22 protein-coding genes and 5 pseudogenes are annotated in these 18,252 nt (G+C 67.1%); 6 read left to right on the top strand and 21 right to left on the bottom strand.

The genetic code is table 11. The annotated features are described in order from the left end of the window. Window positions 1-119: 119 nt before the first annotated feature. A pseudogene (locus K0H76_RS08840) lies at window positions 120-1,110 on the top strand (4-(cytidine 5'-diphospho)-2-C-methyl-D-erythritol kinase). On the opposite strand, the gene K0H76_RS08835 reads toward K0H76_RS08840, so the two are convergent. From K0H76_RS08835 to rsmI, 4 genes and pseudogenes are all read right to left on the bottom strand, one after another. After that, entirely contained in the window at window positions 1,107-1,454 is a 348-nt protein-coding gene (locus tag K0H76_RS08835; protein ID WP_258935180.1) for an ASCH domain-containing protein, read from the bottom strand. The pseudogene K0H76_RS08840 and the gene K0H76_RS08835 overlap by 4 nt on opposite strands. 11 nt (window positions 1,455-1,465) lie before the next feature. After that, window positions 1,466-2,002, bottom strand: a complete 537-nt coding sequence (locus K0H76_RS08830; protein ID WP_258935179.1) for a VOC family protein — start codon at window positions 2,000-2,002, stop codon at window positions 1,466-1,468. A 105-nt stretch (window positions 2,003-2,107) separates the two neighbouring features. Next, window positions 2,108-3,633: pseudogene (locus tag K0H76_RS08825) on the bottom strand (long-chain fatty acid--CoA ligase). Window positions 3,634-3,920: 287 nt separating this feature from the next. Next, on the bottom strand, window positions 3,921-4,919 hold the full coding sequence (gene rsmI / locus K0H76_RS08820; RefSeq protein WP_258935178.1) for a 16S rRNA (cytidine(1402)-2'-O)-methyltransferase: 999 nt from the start codon (window positions 4,917-4,919) through the stop codon (window positions 3,921-3,923). Between the two features lie 144 nt (window positions 4,920-5,063). On the opposite strand from rsmI, the gene K0H76_RS08815 reads away from it, so the two are divergent. The 3 genes and pseudogenes from K0H76_RS08815 (at window position 5,064) to K0H76_RS08805 (ending at window position 7,574) form a co-directional block, all read left to right on the top strand. Beyond that, window positions 5,064-6,458 (top strand): phospholipid carrier-dependent glycosyltransferase, encoded by a 1,395-nt coding sequence (locus tag K0H76_RS08815; RefSeq protein ID WP_258935177.1) that lies wholly within the window; start codon window positions 5,064-5,066, stop codon window positions 6,456-6,458. A gap of 88 nt (window positions 6,459-6,546) precedes the next feature. Beyond that, window positions 6,547-7,230, top strand: a pseudogene (locus K0H76_RS08810) (hypothetical protein). 23 nt (window positions 7,231-7,253) lie between these two features. Then, window positions 7,254-7,574, top strand: coding sequence for an FmdB family transcriptional regulator (locus tag K0H76_RS08805; RefSeq protein ID WP_258935176.1), 321 nt, complete (start codon window positions 7,254-7,256; stop codon window positions 7,572-7,574). Here K0H76_RS08805 and K0H76_RS08800 read toward each other — a convergent pair whose 3' ends face one another. From K0H76_RS08800 to K0H76_RS08725, 16 genes and pseudogenes are all read right to left on the bottom strand, one after another. Further along, complete coding sequence (locus K0H76_RS08800) at window positions 7,575-7,928, bottom strand: RcpC/CpaB family pilus assembly protein (protein WP_258935175.1); 354 nt, start codon at window positions 7,926-7,928, stop codon at window positions 7,575-7,577. Further along, window positions 7,895-8,218, bottom strand: coding sequence for an SAF domain-containing protein (locus K0H76_RS08795; RefSeq protein WP_258935174.1), 324 nt, complete (start codon window positions 8,216-8,218; stop codon window positions 7,895-7,897). The genes K0H76_RS08800 and K0H76_RS08795 overlap by 34 nt, the downstream gene beginning before the upstream one ends. Window positions 8,219-8,557: 339 nt before the next feature. After that, window positions 8,558-8,797: a hypothetical protein gene (locus K0H76_RS08790; protein WP_258935173.1), complete on the bottom strand. Its 240-nt coding sequence runs from the start codon at window positions 8,795-8,797 to the stop codon at window positions 8,558-8,560. 69 nt (window positions 8,798-8,866) lie between these two features. Then, entirely contained in the window at window positions 8,867-9,361 is a 495-nt protein-coding gene (locus K0H76_RS08785; RefSeq protein ID WP_258935172.1) for a hypothetical protein, read from the bottom strand. A gap of 29 nt (window positions 9,362-9,390) precedes the next feature. Then, on the bottom strand, window positions 9,391-9,531 hold the full coding sequence (locus K0H76_RS08780) for a hypothetical protein (protein ID WP_258935171.1): 141 nt from the start codon (window positions 9,529-9,531) through the stop codon (window positions 9,391-9,393). After that, window positions 9,510-10,094 carry a hypothetical protein gene (locus K0H76_RS08775; RefSeq protein WP_258935170.1) on the bottom strand — a complete coding sequence of 195 codons (585 nt, stop codon included), beginning with the start codon at window positions 10,092-10,094 and terminating at the stop codon, window positions 9,510-9,512. The genes K0H76_RS08780 and K0H76_RS08775 overlap by 22 nt, the downstream gene beginning before the upstream one ends. 67 nt (window positions 10,095-10,161) lie before the next feature. Then, window positions 10,162-10,548: a hypothetical protein gene (locus K0H76_RS08770; RefSeq protein ID WP_258935169.1), complete on the bottom strand. Its 387-nt coding sequence runs from the start codon at window positions 10,546-10,548 to the stop codon at window positions 10,162-10,164. 38 nt (window positions 10,549-10,586) lie between these two features. Beyond that, window positions 10,587-10,823, bottom strand: coding sequence for a hypothetical protein (locus tag K0H76_RS08765; protein ID WP_258935168.1), 237 nt, complete (start codon window positions 10,821-10,823; stop codon window positions 10,587-10,589). Window positions 10,824-11,243: 420 nt separating this feature from the next. Next, complete coding sequence (locus tag K0H76_RS08760) at window positions 11,244-11,525, bottom strand: hypothetical protein (protein WP_258935167.1); 282 nt, start codon at window positions 11,523-11,525, stop codon at window positions 11,244-11,246. Continuing rightward, a complete protein-coding gene (locus K0H76_RS08755; protein ID WP_258935166.1) occupies window positions 11,510-11,698 on the bottom strand; it encodes a hypothetical protein in 189 nt (62 codons plus the stop codon). Before K0H76_RS08755 ends, K0H76_RS08760 begins: the two co-directional genes overlap by 16 nt. A gap of 97 nt (window positions 11,699-11,795) precedes the next feature. Further along, entirely contained in the window at window positions 11,796-12,038 is a 243-nt protein-coding gene (locus K0H76_RS08750; protein WP_258935165.1) for a hypothetical protein, read from the bottom strand. Next, the gene (locus K0H76_RS08745; RefSeq protein WP_258935164.1) at window positions 11,972-12,691 is read right to left on the bottom strand and encodes a DUF4011 domain-containing protein; all 720 of its coding nucleotides are present in this window, start codon (window positions 12,689-12,691) and stop codon (window positions 11,972-11,974) included. The genes K0H76_RS08750 and K0H76_RS08745 overlap by 67 nt, the downstream gene beginning before the upstream one ends. Window positions 12,692-12,738: 47 nt before the next feature. Beyond that, window positions 12,739-14,336, bottom strand: a pseudogene (gene guaA, locus K0H76_RS08740) (glutamine-hydrolyzing GMP synthase). A 51-nt stretch (window positions 14,337-14,387) separates the two neighbouring features. Next, window positions 14,388-14,624 (bottom strand): DUF3817 domain-containing protein, encoded by a 237-nt coding sequence (locus K0H76_RS08735; protein ID WP_258935163.1) that lies wholly within the window; start codon window positions 14,622-14,624, stop codon window positions 14,388-14,390. Window positions 14,625-14,908: 284 nt separating this feature from the next. Next, window positions 14,909-15,421: a hypothetical protein gene (locus K0H76_RS08730; protein WP_258935162.1), complete on the bottom strand. Its 513-nt coding sequence runs from the start codon at window positions 15,419-15,421 to the stop codon at window positions 14,909-14,911. Beyond that, window positions 15,352-15,777, bottom strand: a complete 426-nt coding sequence (locus tag K0H76_RS08725) for a hypothetical protein (protein ID WP_258935161.1) — start codon at window positions 15,775-15,777, stop codon at window positions 15,352-15,354. The genes K0H76_RS08730 and K0H76_RS08725 overlap by 70 nt, the downstream gene beginning before the upstream one ends. 277 nt (window positions 15,778-16,054) lie before the next feature. On the opposite strand from K0H76_RS08725, the gene K0H76_RS08720 reads away from it, so the two are divergent. Continuing rightward, complete coding sequence (locus K0H76_RS08720) at window positions 16,055-16,378, top strand: VOC family protein (RefSeq protein ID WP_258935160.1); 324 nt, start codon at window positions 16,055-16,057, stop codon at window positions 16,376-16,378. 177 nt (window positions 16,379-16,555) lie between these two features. Continuing rightward, a pseudogene (locus K0H76_RS08715) lies at window positions 16,556-17,332 on the top strand (alpha/beta fold hydrolase). Here the strand turns inward: K0H76_RS08715 and K0H76_RS08710 are convergent. After that, entirely contained in the window at window positions 17,257-18,201 is a 945-nt protein-coding gene (locus K0H76_RS08710) for a Ku protein (protein WP_258935159.1), read from the bottom strand. The pseudogene K0H76_RS08715 and the gene K0H76_RS08710 overlap by 76 nt on opposite strands. Window positions 18,202-18,252 lie beyond the last annotated feature (51 nt).

Raw genomic sequence — 18,252 nt, 5'->3', positions numbered from 1 at the left:
AGCGTGGGGTCAGGAACCTTGTCAGGCCCTGCGTCTAGGGTTGGGGGCACTATGCGAGACAGTCAGCTCTTCGGGCATGTGACGGCGGAAGCCCCGGGAAGGTCAACCTCAGCCTCCGCGTGGGCCCTGTGCGCGCGGACGGGTACCACGAGGTGGCCACCCTCTACTGCGCGGTGTCTATGTACGAGAGAGTCACAGCCTCGCCTCGCGAGGACGAGGCCATCACTGTCAGCATCTCCGAACGCTCCGTGTTCTCCGGCGTGGATCTGCTCGATGAGAGCACCGGTGAGCGAGTGCTTAGGCTGAGATACCCCTGGACGAGCGCAATCTCGCCTACCGGGCTGCCGCACTGCTGCGCGATCGCGTCAGGCAGCAGCGCGAAGGGGTGCTCTCTGGGCCGTGGCTGGGCAGCGAGCCGCCGAGCTACGGCGTCGACCTGTCCCTGGTGAAGAACGTGCCCGTCGCCGGGGGCATGGGGGCGGCTCCGCGGACGCGGCAGCCACCCTGGTCGCATGCTCGGCACTGTGGAACGCCGGGCTGTCCAAAGAGCAGCTCGCCGAGATCGGTGCCGAACTGGGCGCAGACGTGCCCTTCGCCCTGATGGGCGGGGCAGCCGCCGGTCAGGGCGTGGGAGACGAGCTCTCGCCGCTGCTGCACCGCGGAACGCTGCATCTGGTCATCGCACCAGCCTCGGTGGGGCTCTCGACCCCCGGGGTCTACCGCACCCTGGACTCCATGCGCGAGCAGGCCGGCGTGCGCGCCGAGGATCCCGATCTTGACCCGGACCTGGTGCGAGCGGTCTCCCAGGCGGACGCCGAGACGCTCTCCGCCCTGATGGTCAACGATCTCCAGGCCCCTGCCGTCAGCCAGCTTCCAGAATTGGACGACCTTTTGGATCTGGGGCTCTCAGAGGGAGCCATGCAGGGCATCGTCTCAGGCTCCGGCCCAACTGTGTTCTTTCTTGCCCACGACGCCGCTCACGCCTCGCAGCTCGCCACGTCGCTGGAGGAGCGCGCAGAGGTGTGGGCCCTTCCTGTGACTGCCCCAGTAAGCGGGGCCCGGCTCCTCACTCAGAAGCAGAGGAGCGCGGGAGGAGCCCATGCCTCCTAGGGAAGAGTGCGGAATCGCTCCAGGACCACCAGTGTGCTCTCGCTGATCTCCAGGTCCTCACCGATGTGCTCGCGGACCTCGGCCGAGTCCCAGAACTCCCGGTGGGCCGCACGCCACTGGCCCGGATCGTCGAAGCCCTCTCCCTCGGCGGTGATGTGGGCGCGGGAGACGTCCTTCAGCGGGACGACCTGCACGTCGGTGACCTCGATGACGCAGGTAGGCTGGTTGTCCGAGTCAACCACCACACCTCGATCCCCGACCGCAGGAAGCGCCTCTCCGAAGGCCTGATACTCGGCGAGCAGCGACGTCGTGGCAGTCTTCTCGCCGGATTCCACGGCACTCACCAGCGCCTCCCTCATCGGACCAGGGACTGCGAACTCCACCGGGGGCAGAAGAGCGGCAGCCTTCTCCTGCTCGATGACGGCCCCAGATTCTTGTCATGGAAACGCAGAACCGTGCCCTGATGAGTGGTCTCCAGCAGCCGATTGGCGGAGCTGCCGCGCTCCACAAAGCGAATGTGCTCGTGCTTCTCACGAAAAGCCTCAATGCCGGTGCGCGTGACGAACTGCACGTGCTTCACGCCCTCGGCGTCCGGCTCAGCACCGCTCTTCGGCTGCGGGATCTCCACGAAGCTGGCGAACCACCGGCTGCCGGCCCCTCCGACCGGAGCGCCGGGCGCGAAGACAGCAATGAGTCGACCGCTGATCTCCTTCTCGGACAGCAGGCGCGCATCCTCCTCTGTCAGCTGAGCCTTGAGCTGGTCGTACCGCTCGTGGCTGCTCACCTCCAGGCAGACCGTGTCCAGCTGGACGACGTCGCCCTCGAGGCCCAAGGCCGAGAGGACCTGCTGAGCGCGGCCGATGTATTCGGAGTACAGGTGCTGAATATCCACGGGACCACACTTTACTCGCCGGAGTGTCTCATTCCGCGTAGAGGGACTCCACAGTGTCCGCGTAGTCCGCCACCACTTTCTGGCGGATGAGCTTCATGCTGGGTGTCAGATGCCCCGATGCCTCCGTGAGCTCGGCATCCACCAGTTCAAACTTCCTGATCGACTCCGCTCGTGACACGTGGTCGTTCGCCTCATCCACGCGGGCCTGAACCTGGGCACGCAGTGCCGGGTAACCTCCTCGTGCTCCAGCACCTCACCGATGGACAGTCCGGAGCCGTATCCGTGCCGCTCCGCCCAGCCCGCCAGGTTGTCCGGGTCCGGGAAGACGAGCGCGGCCACGAAGGGCTTGCCGTCTCCCACCACAATGGCCTGGGCGACGAGCGAATCAGCGCGAACCGTCTCCTCCATCGGCGTCGGATACACGTTCTTGCCGCTCCCGGTGACGATGAGCTCCTTCTTGCGTCCGCTGATCGTCAGGAACCCGTCAGCATCCAAGGTGCCGAGGTCGCCGGAGCGGAACCAGCCCTCCTCGTCGAAGGTCTCCGAGGTTGCCTCCTCATCGCGGTGATAGCCGTCGAAGATCACCGGGCCCCGCAGGAGGATCTCGCCGTCCTCGGCCAGGCGCACGCTGTTGCCCGGAACCGGCAGCCCCACCGAGCCGATGCGGGTCGCCCCGGGGTGTTCAGCGTGATCGGGGCCGTGGACTCGGTCAGCCCGTACCCCTCTTGGACCGGAAGCCCGATGCCCGTGAAGAAGTGGCCGATCTCGGAGTTCAGCGGAGAGGCGCCCGAGACGAAGTGGGTGACGCATCCGCCCATGCGGTCATGCAGCTTGCCGTAGACCAGCTTCGAGAACACCGCATGCTTGGCCTGCAGCGCGGCCGAGGGACCGCGACCCGTCCCGTCGGCTTCATCCTGTCGGGCCTGCGAGTAGGCGATGGCGGTCCGCCGAGCGGCATGGAAGATGCCGCCCTTGCCTTCGGACTCAGCCTTGGCCGCCGCAGAGTGATACACCTTCTCGAAGACGCGCGGCACAGCCAGCAGCCAGGTGGGCCGGAAGGTCCCGAGGTCCTCAATCAGGGTGCTGGTGTCTCCGGTGTGGGCGACCTGAATGCCGCGATGGATGCACGCCAGCTGAACTGCGCGGGCGAGGACATGGGCCAGCGGCAGGAACAGCAGCGTTCTGGACTCCCCGTGACCGAGTATGTCTCGGGAGAAGTCGAGCAGGTTCGCCACGCCTTCTGCGAGGTTGCGGTGCGTGATGCGCGCACCCTTGGGCTTGCCGGTGGTGCCGGAGGTGTAGACGATCGTCGCGACGTCGTCGAGAGTGCGTGCTGTGCGCGCCTGCTCGAGCTCGGCGTCAGTGACCGACGCCCCGCCCTCGGCGAGCTCATGCAGAGCAGCCACACTGCCCATGGAGCGGATGGTCACATCGGCGCGCACCATGTTTGCGGCGCTGCGCACCTTCGCGCTCAGCGACTCCTCGCCGACGAGAACCAGCTTGGCGCCGGAGTTGGCCAGCACATGAGAGACCTGATGCGTGGACGCAGTCTCGTAGATCGGAACGGAGACTGCACCCGCGAACCACGCGGCCTGGTCCACCACAGCCCACGGATAGGAGGTCTGGGACATGATCGCGATCCTGTCCCCGGCTCAACGCCCGAAGCTATGAAACCCTTGGCCACACCTCGGACGGTGCTCAGAAAGCCCGCGATCGAAATGTCCAGCCACCCATCGGCACCGTTGCGGACCGCGTAGACCGCATGCTCGGGTAGGCGCTCAGCCAGCGCGAGCACACCGTCGGTGACGTTGGAGTCGTCCGGCAGGTGCACGACCTGTTCGGTGGCCGCCTCAGAGATGGGGCTCTTAGGCGCAGCAGGGTTCACTGGGGCGTCACTGGTCGCATTCACCTGGTCAGTCTAACCATCAGATTCCGCACAGCGGCGGGCCAGAACAGCCCGTCGCCTGTTACTGCTCGGTAGCTTCGCGCCGCTGCAGGACGGCCTGGTACAGGTCTCGGCTGCTGATGCGATGCTCGCCCATGGCTGCTCCGCCGCGACCTGCTTAGCGGCATCCTTGAGCCTCGTCCCCTCCTCGCACCGACGCAGCACTACGCTCGCGAGCGCCTCCACCTGCTCCGCCTCGGTCAGCTGAGCCGATCCGTCGTCGCCCGGCGCGGCCCCGGCGAGCACGAGCACCATCTCGCCCTTGATGCCGCCTGCACTTTGGCGCTCCTCCAGCTCACGGGAGAGCTCGCCCAGAGTCCCGCGCAGAACCTCCTCGTAGCGCTTGGTGAGCTCACGAGCGACCGCGGCGCGCCGTTCACGGCCCAGCGCCTGTGCCAGCGCGTCGACGCTGCGAGAGATGCGATGCGGCGATTCGAAGAGCACCGTCGTCCACTCCTCCGACCGGAGGCGGTCGAAGAGCCGCTGCCTCTGGGACTCTCGGCGCGGAATGAACCCGCCGAAGGTGAACGCATCCGTCGCCAGCCCCGAGAGCGCCAAAGCTGTTGTCACAGCCGATGCGCCGGGCGCCACGGTGAATGCCACATCCGCTTCCACTGCCGCTGCGATCAGTCTGAATCCGGGGTCCGAGACTGCGGGCATTCCCGCATCGGAGACCACAAGAATTCTGACTCCCTCGCCTGCCTGGCGCACGAGCTCCTCACTCCGTGCGGCCTCATTGTGCTCATGGAGGCTCACCAGCTTCGCCCGTGTGCTGAGGCCCAGACCGCTGATGAGGTGCCTGGTGCGCCGCGTGTCCTCGCAGGCAATGACCTCAGCGGTGCGGATCAGCTCCCGCAGCCGGTCGGTGGTGTCGGAGAGATTTCCGATCGGGGTGGCGGCGAGCACCACAGGGGTGTCCCACAGCTGGTCGTCGGGGTCGGTGTGGCCGGGGTCAGCCGGAGCGATGCTCATCGAAAGTAGGATACCCACAGTGACAGCTCTGACCCGGTCCCAACCACCCCGTCCGGGGGCACGGAGGCTCGGCGGCGCGCCCTGTGGGAGCAGCGGCTCAGCGCAGCGCCGTACGTCCCAGGCCTGTGGGGATGGGTCGTGCCGGTGCTGCTGGCCCTGCTGGCCGGTGCCCTGCGGCTGTGGAACCTCGGCAACCCTCGGGCTCTCATCTTCGACGAGACGTACTACGCCAAGGATGCGTACGCGCTCATGACCGCAGGCCACGAGCTGGCCTGGCCGGAGAATCACGATGCCCAGTTCATCGCCGGGGACCCTCGCCCATCCGATGAAGGCTCCTATGTGGTTCACCCGCCCCTGGGCAAGTGGCTCATTGCGATCGGTCTGAGGATCTTCGGCACCGAGACCGCCTACGGGTGGCGCTTCTCCTCCGCGGTGGCGGGCGCCCTGGCAGTGCTGCTCATCGCCCTGATCGCGCAGCGAATGTTCCGCTCCGTGTTCCTGGGCGGCTTCGCAGGCCTGCTCACGGCGGTGGAGGGCCACCACCTGGTGATGTCGCGCACCGCGCTGCTGGACATCTTTCTGATGCTCTTCGTCCTGGCAGCATTCGGCGCCCTGCTGGCCGACAGGTACAGCACGCGTCGGAGGCTGGCGGAGTGGGCCTCGCGGGATCGTGAGCAGCTCAGCGCTGCTGAGCGTGCGTGGGGGCCCCGGCTGGCGCTGCGGCCTTGGCGCCTGGCCGCTGGAGTCCTGCTGGGCTGCGCCGTGGCGGTGAAGCTCTCAGCCCTCGCCTTCATTCCGGTATTCGGCATCATGGTGGTGCTCTGGGACGTCGAGGCGCGCCGCACCGTGGGAGTCCGGCGGTGGTTGGCCAGCGGTCTGGTGCGTGACGGGCTTCCCGCGGTGGCCACTGTTCTGCCGCTGGCACTCCTGACCTATGTTCTGAGCTGGTCAGGGTGGCTTGCCACCAGCGGCGGGTGGGGCAGGAACTGGCACGAGGAGAACCCCGCTGAGGGGTGGCGACGCTGGTGCCCGGTGCTCTGCGTTCACTGTGGAACTACCACGCGGCTGCCGCAGACTTCCACACAGGGCTCGAGACAGGACACGACTACGCCTCCGCTCCCTGGACCTGGCTCTTCATGGGCCGCCCCGTCTCGATGCACTATCAGGGGTCGGGCAGAGGGAGGTCTACGAGCACACCGGAGAGACCTGCGGCGCAGATCGCTGCTCCTCCGCTGTCGTCGACCTCGCCAACCCCTCATCTGGTGGACCGGAGCGGTCGCCGCTGCCGTTGTCCTGCTTCTGTGGCTCGGACGACGGGACTGGCGCAGCGGAGCTGTGCTCTCAGGCTTCGCCGCAGGCTATGCGGTGTGGCTCCTCTTCCCCGACCGCACGATGTTCTTCTTCTACACGATCAGCTTCCACCCGTTCCTGATCCTTGCGGTGACCATCCTTGCGGCCCTCGTCCTCAGGTGGGGGACACGACGCGGCCCTCCGTGCGGCAGCGCAACACGGTGCTCGTGTCCTGCTTCACGCTGCTGAGCATCGCCGTCTCGATCTTCTTCTGGCCGGTGTGGACGGCTGAGCTGATCCCCTACGATGAGTGGCAATGGCGGATGTGGATCGACTCATGGATCTGAGCGGCGCCTCTGACAGCAAAGCGGAGGCCCGGCGGAGGCTGCGTGCGCGCAGAGCCCAGATCACCCACGAGGAGACGGCCGAACGGGCACGCCTGATGTCCGACGCTCTGGAGTCTCACGTTGACCCATCGGCCCTCGCTGTCGGCTACCTGCCGTTCGCCGGAGAGCCCGACGTGCTTCCGTTCCTCCGGCGGCATGCTGAGCGTGGCGGAATCGTCGTTCTTCCTCTCACCCCGCACGACGGGAGCCGGGAGCTGCAATGGGGGCGATGGACCCCAGAGACGCCCCTTCGGGAGCATCCCGTGCTGCCTCTGCGCGAGCCCGACATTCCCCGGATCAGAGATGAGCCTCGCAGACCTGCCCAGCCTGGCCTCCGGCCGCGTGGCCCTGCTGGTGCTTAAGCGCTCGCCATTGATGAGTCGGGTGCCAGAATGGGGCAGGGCGGCGGCTTCTACGACACCACGCTCAGCTCACTGTCGCAGCTGCGCGCCGCAGACCCTGAGCTGAGCTGCGAGGTCATCGGCGTCGTCCACCACGACGAGCTGCTCAGGGCTGGATCATTTCCTGTGGAGGCCCATGATCTGCGGGTGCAGGCTGCCGTGACCGAGAAGGGCCTCGAAGCGCTGGGCGAGGCATATAATCGGCACTCGGACAATCCGAGTGCTCACACCTAGCGAGAGCCGAGTATGGAGTTTCAATGCCGACGTACGCCTATGCCTGCAAGGAATGCAGCCATGCCTTCGACATCTACCAGTCGTTCGAGGATGACGCCCTGACCGCATGCCCCGAATGCTCGGGGTGCTGCGCAAGAAGTTCGGCAATGTGGGGTCGCCTTCAAGGGCGCCGGTTTCTACCGCAACGACGCCCGCGGCGGAGCTCCGACTCTGCCGGGGCCAGCTCGGAGAAGTCTGACTCCGCCAGCGGCTCCAGCGCCTCGAGCTCCGGCTCAGAGACGTCCTCAGGCGGTTCGTCGTCATCCAGCTCCGCCTCCTCGTCGGCCGCAGCGACTGCCTCCTGATCAGGAGCTTTCCGAGGCCTCGCCCGAGGCGCTGGTGAGAACGAGGTCCAGCCTGCCGCGATATCCGGCCTCGGCGACATCCTCTGCCGTCTGAGCGTCCACCCCAAGGATGACCACATCGCTGCTGTCGGCCGAGCTGCCGAGCCAGGTCTCGTCTCCTCCCTGCGGAACCCAGAGCACCGGCGCGGCTTCGACCACTCGAGCAGCCGCAGACTCGCCCTCGGGCGCGTCCGATGAGGCAAGCACATCGACGCGTTGGCCCGCGGACATGAAGCCCAGGATTGCTGTGTCTGCAGGACGGACAGGAACCGCCACCGTGCTTACCGGATGGCCCTGGAGAAGGCCCGGGCCCACCAGCTGGGCCGGGTGGAGCACCGCTCCTGCGGGCAGGGGCGCAGCCATCGCTTCCCCTCGAACGACTCGGCCGTGTGGGCGTACCCTTCAGGCAGCGACCCTGCGTCGACCTGATCCTCCTCCAGCATAGAGGCGCTCAGGAGTTCGCCCGCCGGCACGTCGACGGTGACCCGCACGGCTGTCACCGTGTCCGAGGCCCCGCCCTGCTGGCCCATGAGCACGGCGACTAGCGCCGCGGCCCCCATGAGCAGGGCCAGCGGGGCGCGGAAGCGTCGCAGCGCTCGCGGCACCCCGATCCGCGCATTCTCCGTCGCACGCGTGGAGGTCTGCGAGGGCTGGGCGAACCGCCTCTGCGCGGTGACGCTGCGCCTCGGCGGGCGGGGCTGACCGGTGCGGGCATCGCAGCGGAGCGCACCTGGGGCGCACGCGGTAGGCGCGGCACGAAGGGCATGGAGTCAGGCGCCGCGTGCCGAGCCGACGTGGGCGATGTGCGACGATCATTCACGCGCGTCCGCGAGCTGGCAATCATGGCTCCACGCTGTCGCAGCGTCTGCCGTCACGCGCAGCAGGAACCCGGTTCCTGACGCGACCGGCGCGCCGAGGCGGCGGCACCTGAGTCGGTGGAAGACTCAGCCCCAGTGGGGAGGACGCTCGCGCTTGAGCGCTTCCGCCCGCTCATCGGTCTCCCGCGCAGGCAGGACCGCTTCTGCCGTCAGCGGCACCCAGGGCTGGGACTCCGCCGCTTCCGACTGCCCCGAGGTGCCTGGCACCGTGACGCGACGTCGTCCGCGGCCCGTCCTCCTCTGCCGCACCCGGCCCTCATCGCCCGTCATCGGCTGAGGTTGCCGCGCTGCCGCGGGCTCAGCCACTGACGCTGCGGCACACGGCTGGAGGAATTCGACGCATCCGCAGCGCCGCCGAATGTCAGCGGGCCGGTGTTAGGCGGAGGCGCGGAGTCGAGGAAGTCTGGCACGCCCGCCCTCTGCGAATTCGGGTCCGGACGACAGGCCGACCTTCTCGGCCACCAACTCGGTGATGCGACGCGGATCGGAGAACACCTCGATGGTCCACAGCACCATGCACTCCCACCCGAGGCTCCGGAACCGCTGCGGGATCAGCCGAGAACGCTCGCGGACGGACTGTGCCGCGTACGCGGCGGTGCCGTCCGAGATCATCGCCACCGGTGTCACCTGGGCGGTAAGCGAGATCTTTCGCGGACAGGCGGCCAGGTCCATCGTCCCGCGGAACGCGTCCTCGACACGCCCGCCGCGCGCCCGAATCCGGTCCACCAGGTCCAGCACGAGCGGGTCGGTGAGCTCATCGGAGCCTCTGGCTGCCTCTGAAGAGTCAGTCTGCAGGCTCAGCAGCTCAGGAAGCAGGGCCGCGCCCTGGTCCAGGTCCGTCTCGCGGAGCTCGTCAGCAGTCAGGGACACGACGACCGTCAGTAGGCCCCGAGCCCGTGTCACCGCCTGCGCAAAGTACTCACGCCCTCGAGGTCCGGAGAGCTCGCCGAGCTCCGCTGCTTAAACTTGCCCTGGGGCGTTCTGCCGAAGCCCAGGGAGAAGATGACGTCGTCGCGCACTACGGCGTGGGCACGCTCCACCGGCGCCACGACGAAGCTCTCTCCTGTGCCTTCGCCTGCTGCCCCGGCGCCGGATCCGCCCGGGACGCCTGCAGCACCGTGCTCGAAGAAGGACGATGCCCAGGCATGGTTCGCCAGGTGCAGCCTGATGGCATCGGCAACTCGCTGGGCGTGCCATGCCGAGCCGGTGACCACGGCCAGGAGCGGTTTCGATTCCGACGGACGTGTTCGAAGACGAGGTCCACCACTCGGTTGACCTCCGCTGTGGGCGACTCCACCGTCTCGCGGCCGCCTGAGGCGGCTGCGCTGACGTGCTCCACAGATACGCGCCTGCTGAGTCCTGTCAGCTGCGAAGCATCGGGCAGCCGCACGAGGTCGCCGTCGTAGAGGTGGTCCGAGAGCAGCGCAGTGAGCTCCTGGTCGACGCCTCGATGGACCTGGCGCAGGCGGTGCACCGGCAGCACTCTGGCCAGCTCGGTGCAGATCGAGCCGGGAACGTGCGCCTCCGCGGCCCGCGCGATGGGGTCCGCGGACACGGCCAAGGGCTTGGGCGCACCCGAGACAGGGTCTCCGAACGCCACCACCTGATCGGCGCGGGAAATGGCTCCCAGAGCGGCTTAAGCACGGCGAGGGTCTCCGCGTCGAGGAGGATCACCGCGTCGAAGCCCGGTGCGTCCGCGGAGCGGCGGGCAGGTGCTCTGCCAGCCCGAGAGGGGACGTCGTCCACAGCGGCACCAGAGGCTGAACCAAAGAGGCCGGAATCTGCTGCAGCGACTCCGCGGACGGCGTTGCGTTCTTCAGCAGGCCGCGCAGCTGCCCCGCCTCTTCAGGATGGTCCTCGAGGGCTGCCTTCCACCGCGTGGCGAGATCGTGGGTGAGCCGCTGGGCCCCGGTGGCGATGTGCGCCGCATCAGCCTCCGCGAACTCCGCCTCGATGGTGCGCAGGTTCTCGTAAGCCGTCATGGCCAGGTACTCGTCGCCGGAGATCATCGCCTCCAGTGCGGACTGCCACCACGCCAGCTCCAGCTCGTCGGCCACCCGGCCTGGCTCGACCTCGCGCGAGGCGAAGTCGTCGATCAGCTCCCGAAGCCCTGCTCACGGAGCTGCTCGGTGAGAAGCGTGCGCTCAGGAAGGGTGTGCAGGGACCGCTCGTCCTCCGCGAGAGCCTCCACGGTCGCAAAGAGCTCCTCGGCAGGCAGGTCGAAGAGAGTCTGCTCGTCCTCACCCGCAGGAGCCAAGCCTGAGACGAGCTTCTGCAGACGGGTCTGCACCTCGCCCACGCCGTCGACCAGGGCGTCCAGCTTGGGCGGCACCTTGGGAGCGAGTCTCCTTGGGCGTGCTTCAGCCAGCTTTCGCGCTCAGCCTGCACATCGACCAGTGAGCCGTGCAGATCGTTGATGGACACGCCGGGCCGGATGTACTCCTTGGCGACCCGGCGCAGCCGTGACCGGTTCATGGAGCTCATCTCCACACCGTGCTGGCGCCTCCACCAGCCGGGCGCAGTCGCCGCGATCAGGTCATGCACGTCGCGGGCGTACACGTCATGGCTGAACTTGCCGAGCGACTCCTGGACCTGCTGGAAGAGCAGGACCTGGGCGTGCCAGTCCGCGAACGAATCCCCATACGGAGGCTTGCGCTGCGGCACGCATTCTCCATCTGGGCCTTCAGCTCCGGCAGCTCATCGCGCAGGTGCTTGACGAGGTCATGCGCGTCCTTCGTCTCCTGCCGGTTGCTCAGGCGGGCGTCGAACCATGGGCTGGTGCGCGTGGACTCCGAGAAGGCCCCAACTCGGCAGCCCGCTTGAGCTTGACTGCCGCGGGCGAGCGCTCGACCGTGTTGTCCAGCACGGAGCGGCGCAGGCGCACCGAGGTGGCCGGGGCCGGATTCAGGCTGGTGAGCGCCGCGAGTGCCTGCATGGCCTGGTATGGAGAGCAGCTCCACCGGTCACGGACCTTGTGCAGGCTCGCGACGTGATCTCTCAGCTGGTGGCGCGCGCTGGTCAGCTTCCTGTGCACCGCCGAGAGGCGAGGGGCTCGGCTCGTTCGGCCCGTTTGATGGCTCGTATGACCTGATCCCGCAGCGCTGAGGGGTCGGCTGCCGCAGGAACGTGCACGGCCAGGGTTCCCAGCTTGGCGGCGGAGAGGCGCTTACTGAACTCCGACAGAGTCTCTGTGCGCTCCGCGACCACCAGAACACGTCTGCCGGCCCAGGCCAGTCCGGCGGCCGCGTTGACGGCGGTCTGGGTCTGACCGGTGCCGGGGGCGCAGAGACGACCACGGACGTGCTTAAGCCATGATCGCGTCCAGCGCCTCCTGCTGGTCTGCGTCGGCGTCGGTCACGAGCCGCTCGGTCTCAGGGGCACGGTCATCGGGAGCAGGCATCGCCGCCTGGGCCTCTTCGGCGTCCCGCTGGCCGAGGGGCTCACCTGCGGCCATGGCCGAGATGACGGGGTGGTCGAGGCTCAGCGTCTGCGGGTTGCCGAGGTCGGCGAGGTCGGCGAATGTCGAGACGTAGATCTGGTTCCACACCTGGAGAGACTCCAGGTCTCCGGCGGCGCCTCAGCCTGCGCCTCCTCATCGCTGCTCGTCGCTGAGACGGTCTTCTGGAGCAGCGCCGAGGTGCGCTGGTAGTCGAAGCGTGCCGTGACGTAACCGGCAGCGTAGAACTCGTCCGGGCTCAGGACCACCCCATGGACGGTGGCCATGTGACGAGCCAGGGCTGGGTTCAGCCGGGCGGGGCCGGTGAACTGCAGGTCGTAGTCGCCGCTGTCGCTTCGCGTCCCCAGGGTGACTGGGATGAGCATGACGGGCGCAGTGAAGGTGGACCCGCCGGAGGCGTCGTGCTCCGTCCACGAAGCGATGCCGCATGCCATGTACCCGGTCTCGATGCCGCGGTCGTCGCGCATCTCGCGGATCTTTGCACGGATGTTGGCCGCGGCCTTCGCCGCAGGGGTGAAGACTGCGGAATCGTTCAGCAGGGTCGAGAGTCTCGTGCGCCTCCCGCCCAGCAGCTGCATCAGCCCGGACGAGTTGGCGTCGGTGAGATCGACTGCGTTGTGCTGCGAGGGCGTGAATCGCAGCATGGTGTCGTTCTCAGTGCCGGTGCCGAAGGATTCGATCCAGCTCAGCACCTCAGCCCCATCACCGCCACTCTCGGTGACGACGTCGTCGACTTCGCTCAACGGCTATTCCTCCCGAACACGGACGCGCTTTGTCCGGAAGGCTACCGTCACTCCCACTCGATGGTCCCCGGGGCTTCGAGGTCACGTCGAGGGTTACTCGGTTGACCTCCTCCACCTCATTGGTGATCCGGTTGGAGATGCGGGCCAAGAGGTCGTAGGGCATACGGGTCCAGTCCGCGGTCATGGCATCCTCCGAGCTGACCGGCCGCAGCACGATCGGGTGCCCGTAGGTGCGCCCGTCCCCTGCACGCCCACCGAGCGGACGTCGGCCAGCAGCACCACGGGCATCTGCCAGACGTCCTGGTCCAGGCCTGCCGCCGTCAGCTCTTCCCGGGCGATCAGGTCTGCGGTCCGAAGGATCTCCAGGCGCTCCTCCGTCACCGCCCCCACGATGCGTATGCCCAAGCCTGGGCCGGGGAACGGCTGCCGCTGCACGATCTCTGTAAGCAGGCCCAGTGCGGCTCCCACGGCACGCACCTCGTCCTTGAACAGGGCGCGCAGCGGCTCGACAAGCTTGAACTGGAGGTCCTCGGGAGGCCGCCGACATTGTGGTGGGACTTGATGTTGGCAGCTCCCTCACCGCCTCCGGACTCCACCACGTCGGGGTACAGAGTGCCCTGGACCAGGAACTCGACCTTGGCTCCCTCGGCCTGCGCCTCCTCGAGGATGTTCCGCTCCGCCTCCTCGAAGGCACGGATGAACTCGCGGCCGATGATTCGACGCTTCTCCTCCGGGTCGCTGACATCGGCAAGGGCGGTCAGGAAGCGCTTCTTCTCATCGGCCACGTACAGCTTTGCGCCGGTGGCGGCGACGAAGTCCCGCTCGACCTGCTCGGCCTCTCCTGCGCGCAGCAGGCCGTGGTCAACGAACACGCAGGTGAGCTGCTCCCCTACGGCCTTCTGCACCAGGGCCGCGGCGACGGCGGAGTCCACGCCTCCCGACAGGCCGCAGATGACCTTCGCGTCGCCGACCTGCTCGCGGATCGCGGCGACCTGCTCCTCCACGATGTTCCCGGCCGTCCACTCCGGCGTCAGTCCTGCGCCCTGGTAGAGGAAGTTCTCTATGACGCGCTGCCCCTGCGGGGAGTGCCGAACCTCGGGGTGCCATTGGACGCCGTAGAGCCGACGCTCATCGTCGGCGAAGGCCGCCACCGGCGCGGCCTCGGAGGAGGCCAGCACCTCGAAGCTCTCGGGCGCCGCAGTGACCGCGTCGCCATGGGACATCCACGTGGTCTGAAGCTCATCCGTGCCGGAGAGCAGCCCGTGCGGGGCCGTGGTGGCGCGAACCTCGGTCTTGCCGTACTCGCGCTGGCCGGTGCGGGCCACCTCGCCGCCCAGGGCATGCGCCATGGCTTGGAAGCCGTAGCAGATGCCCATCACGGGGATGCCCGCGTCGAAGAGATCCTCGTCCACTCCCGGCGCCCCGTCGGAGTAGACGGAGGACGGGCCCCGGACAGGATGACGGCCGATGGCTTCCGGGCAATGATCTCGGCCGCGGAGAGGGTGTGCGGCACCACCTCGGAGTAGACCCGGGCCTCGCGGACCCTCCGGGCGATCAGCTGGGCATACTGGGCGCCGTAGTCGACGACCAGAACTGTCTGTGCATCATCCTGTGCGCGCTCCCGCGCCGGGGTCTCGAAACTCACCCACGCATCCTATCGTCCGCAGAGCCCGCTGCTCCCCGGGAACGGCCCTGCTCAGTATCGCGAGACAGCGTTCGGGTTCTCCTTAAGATCCTTGGTCACCAGGCTCGCCACCTTGCGCTCCACGAAGAAGCTGAAGAAGGGGATGAGCCCGCCGGAGATGATCAGGAGCATGCGGGCTGCTCCCCACCGCAGCATGTACCAGAGGCGGAAGCCCGCCACCAGATACACGATGTAGGCCACGCCGTGGGCCTGGGCGATGAGCGTTGAGACCGACCGGGCGTCGACCACAGTGTCCGGACGGTGGAATCCGATGCTGTTGCTCTCGTACCTGAGTCGTGCCTCCGATGTAGATCTCCCAGCCCGGCCACATGTGCCACCCGAAGAGGGACCCGCTGATCAGTATCTTGGCGACCATGATGAGCAGGAAGATGCCGGTGATGAAGGCCATCACGCGGTAGAAGCTGAACGCGCTGCGGATCTGCTCGTGCGTGCCGAGGTAGCGGCGCTGTCCCTTGCCGGGCCGGGGCGGCGGGGTCCCGAGATCGGCGGCGTTCGGCTCAGTTCTGTGCTGCTCAGTCATTGCTGTCCTTCTGCTGTGATGTCTCGGAGGCGTGGAGCGCTGCCAGCTGCTCGGCGCGCCACTTCTCCTCCCACTCTCGGTCGAGCCTCTCCTCCTCGAGCCTCCGAAGATGAGCGTCCTTGACCAGTCGCCACCACATGAAGAAGGCGAAGCCGGCGAAGAGCGTCCATTCCAGGGCGTAGAAGAGGTTCAGCCAATTGATGTTGGAGGTCTCCGGCTGGGTGTCCACCCACACCTGCTCCAGCCCCATCGACTCGGGCTCCACGACGTCGCCCGCGAACTCCATGTCGAAGGCGACCACGAAGCCGGAGTAGGAGTCCTCCTCCCACAGGTTGATGAGCTCCGCGGTGGACAGGGTCGGAAGGCCGCGGGGCGGCAGGCCCTCGCGCGAACCGGGGCCCGGCGCCTCGGGCGGCAGCAGACGCCCCTGGGCGCTCAGCTCTGGGAGGCTCTGCCCCTCCGCAAACTCGTCGGCCTCCGCGGCCCACTGGGGTCGTCGGTCCATCCGAGCACCAGCGGTATGACTTCGCCGTCGGGCGCACCGTCCACGCGCATCGCGGCCACGGCCCAGTAGCCCTCCTGCTCACCCTGGATGCGGGAGGCGATGAGCGCCTGAGTGTCGGGGACGATCTCACCGTCCAGGGTGACGATGCGGTCCGCCTCGTAGATCGTCATGCTGCGCTGGGGCTCGTAGACCTCGGTCAGCGCCACGGGCGTGTTGAGCTCTTCGGTGCTGACGATCTCGTCCTCGCTGCGTGACTCGCCGAACTGCCACGCCGACATGACCACAAAGACGGTCGCCAGCAGCAGCGCGAGGATCAGCGTTCCGATCCATTTCGGCTGCAGGGCGGTGTGGAGCACCCGTCGATTCTACGCGCGCACGCTCCTTCACTTCTACACGCGGTAGAAGAAGGGGCGCCGTTCAGCGGCTCCTCGATTTCGGGTATCACGCCCCGGTGCCAAGATGGGCCTATGCGGCTGGATCATGTCTCTTACGCAGTTGGACCCGACGGGATGGACGCCACGGTGGCCACCATCACCGAGGCTTTGGGCGTGGAACGCGTCAAGGGCGGAATTCACCCCGGTTCGGAACCACGAATGCGATCATTCCCTGGAGAACTGCCAATACTTCGAGATTGTGCAGGTTCTGGACCACCCCAGCGCGGACAAGGCACCCTTCGGGCAGGCCGTCCGCAACAGGTCACAGGTCGGCGGAGGCTGGATGGGATGGTGCGTCGCCGTCGATGAGCTCTCCCCATTCGAGGAGCGCCTGGGACGCAAAGCCGTTCCGGGAAACCGCAAGTTCCCCGACGGCCAGGAGCTCACGTGGGAGCAGATCGGGATCAAGGGGCTCATCGCTGATCCCCAGGTGCCCTATCTCCTGCGCTGGGACGACGGCACTGACCACCTGCACCCCTCCCGCGCATACGAGAAGGACGGCCTCTCCCCGAGGCGCGCCTGACCCGACTCTCCATCGCTTACTCCCGGGAGCGTGTGGCCGACTGGCTGGGCTCCCCGACGCAGACCCCTTCGACGACGTCGACGTGGAATGGGTCGCCCCTCAGGCACTCCCGGCCTGATGAGCGTCACCTTCCAGACGCCCAAGGGCGAGGTCACTCTCTGAACCCATGGCGTTCTCCTGAACACCCAAACGGTGGGCGACGACGGCGCCCCGTGGTGTTTCTGCCCGGCCTCTTCGGCCAGGGCAAGAACTTCTCGACGATCGCGAAGAATCTCCGCCCGGAGCTGAAGTCGGTGCTGGTCGATCTGCCCAATCATGGGGACTCGGACTGGACCGAGACTTTCGACTATGTCGAGCAGGCCGATCTGATCGCCGAGCACCTGAAGGACGGCATTGCCGCCCAGGGGCCGGTGGCCCTGGTCGGACACTCCATGGGCGGCAAGACCGCCATGGTGCTTGCCCTGCGGCACCCGGACCTGATCAGCCGCCTCACCGTCGTGGACATATCGCCGGTTGACCGTCCGGAGATGGATGAGTTCGAGCATCTTCTCGACGCGCTGCTCGGACTCGACCTCAGCGAGACGGAGTCCCGCAGGGACGCCGACGAGCAGCTGAAGGGCCCCATTCCCAAGACATGGTGCGCGGGTTCCTGATGCAGAGCCTGAGCACCGGCAGCGACGGGCTCCGGTGGAAGCCGAACCTCAGACTGCTGCGCGAGTCCCTGCCTGCCATAGGAGGGTTCCCTCAGATGGAGGCTCAGTACGATGGCCCCGTGCTGTGGATTGCCGGGGCGGAGTCCGATTACGTGGACAGCGATCAGCACGGTGATGCCATGCGCGAGCTCTTCCCCGCACCCGCCTGTTCACGGTCAAAGACGCTTACCACTGGGTCCACGCCGAGCAGCCCGACATCTTCACTGAGATTCTGAAGGGCTTCCTCACGGCCGACCGGTAGGTCTGGATGCCCGCCCCATCAGGCAGCGCACCTGCTCCGGAGCCTCTACGCACGCTTCCTCTCGGACTCAGCCCCTTCTCCCTGGTTCGGCGGCGCTCGTCCACGGACTTCTTCAGGGCCTCCATGAGATCGACGACGTTGCCCTCGCCATCATCATTCTCATCGGTCTCGCCGAAGGTCGCCTCGGTGTCGATGTCTTCACCTGACTCGAGCTTCTCCTCGATGAGGGTCTGAAGCTGGTGCTGATACTCGTCGGTGAACCGCTCCGGCTCGAAGTCCTCCGAATAGCTCTCCACGAGAGACTCGGCCATCTCCTGCTCCTTCTTCGACACCCTGGAGTCAGGTATGTCGAAATCGGGCTCACGCAGCTCGTCCGCCCAGCGCAGACCCTGGAGCACGATGACGCTGTCACGGATGCGCAGGACGCCCAAACGGGTCTTGGAGCGCAGCGTGAATGTCACCACGGCGACCCGCTCAGCCTCATTGAGCGTCCGTCGAAGGAGAACGTACGCCTTCGCGGACTTCCCTGCGGGCTCGAGGTAGTACGACGTGTCGAGCACCATCGAATCGATCTGGTCCTCGGGCACAAACTGCTCGACCGATATTTCCTTGGAGTCGTCCGCCGGCAGGTCGGAGATCTCATCCTTCGTGATGACCACCGACTTCTCACCGTCGTCGTATGCCTTGTCGATGTTCTTGTAGTCCACCGCCTCGTCGCAGACTTCGCACCGGCGCTGGTACCGGATGCGCCCGCCGTCGGCGTCGTGCACCTGGTGCAGGGACACATCGTGGCTCTTCGTCGCCGAATACAGCTTGACCGGCACAGACACCAGGCCGAATGAGACCTCACCAGACCAGATCGCACGCACCGGAGCAGCTCCTTCATCATCACGTCAGAAATTTTAGGAAGAATGGCACCG

It is taken from the genome of Nesterenkonia pannonica (assembly GCF_019575955.1).
GTDB lineage: Bacteria > Actinomycetota > Actinomycetes > Actinomycetales > Micrococcaceae > Nesterenkonia > Nesterenkonia pannonica.
Note: the sequence above shows the minus strand (reverse complement) of the source record. Positions and strands in the feature narration are given on the sequence as shown.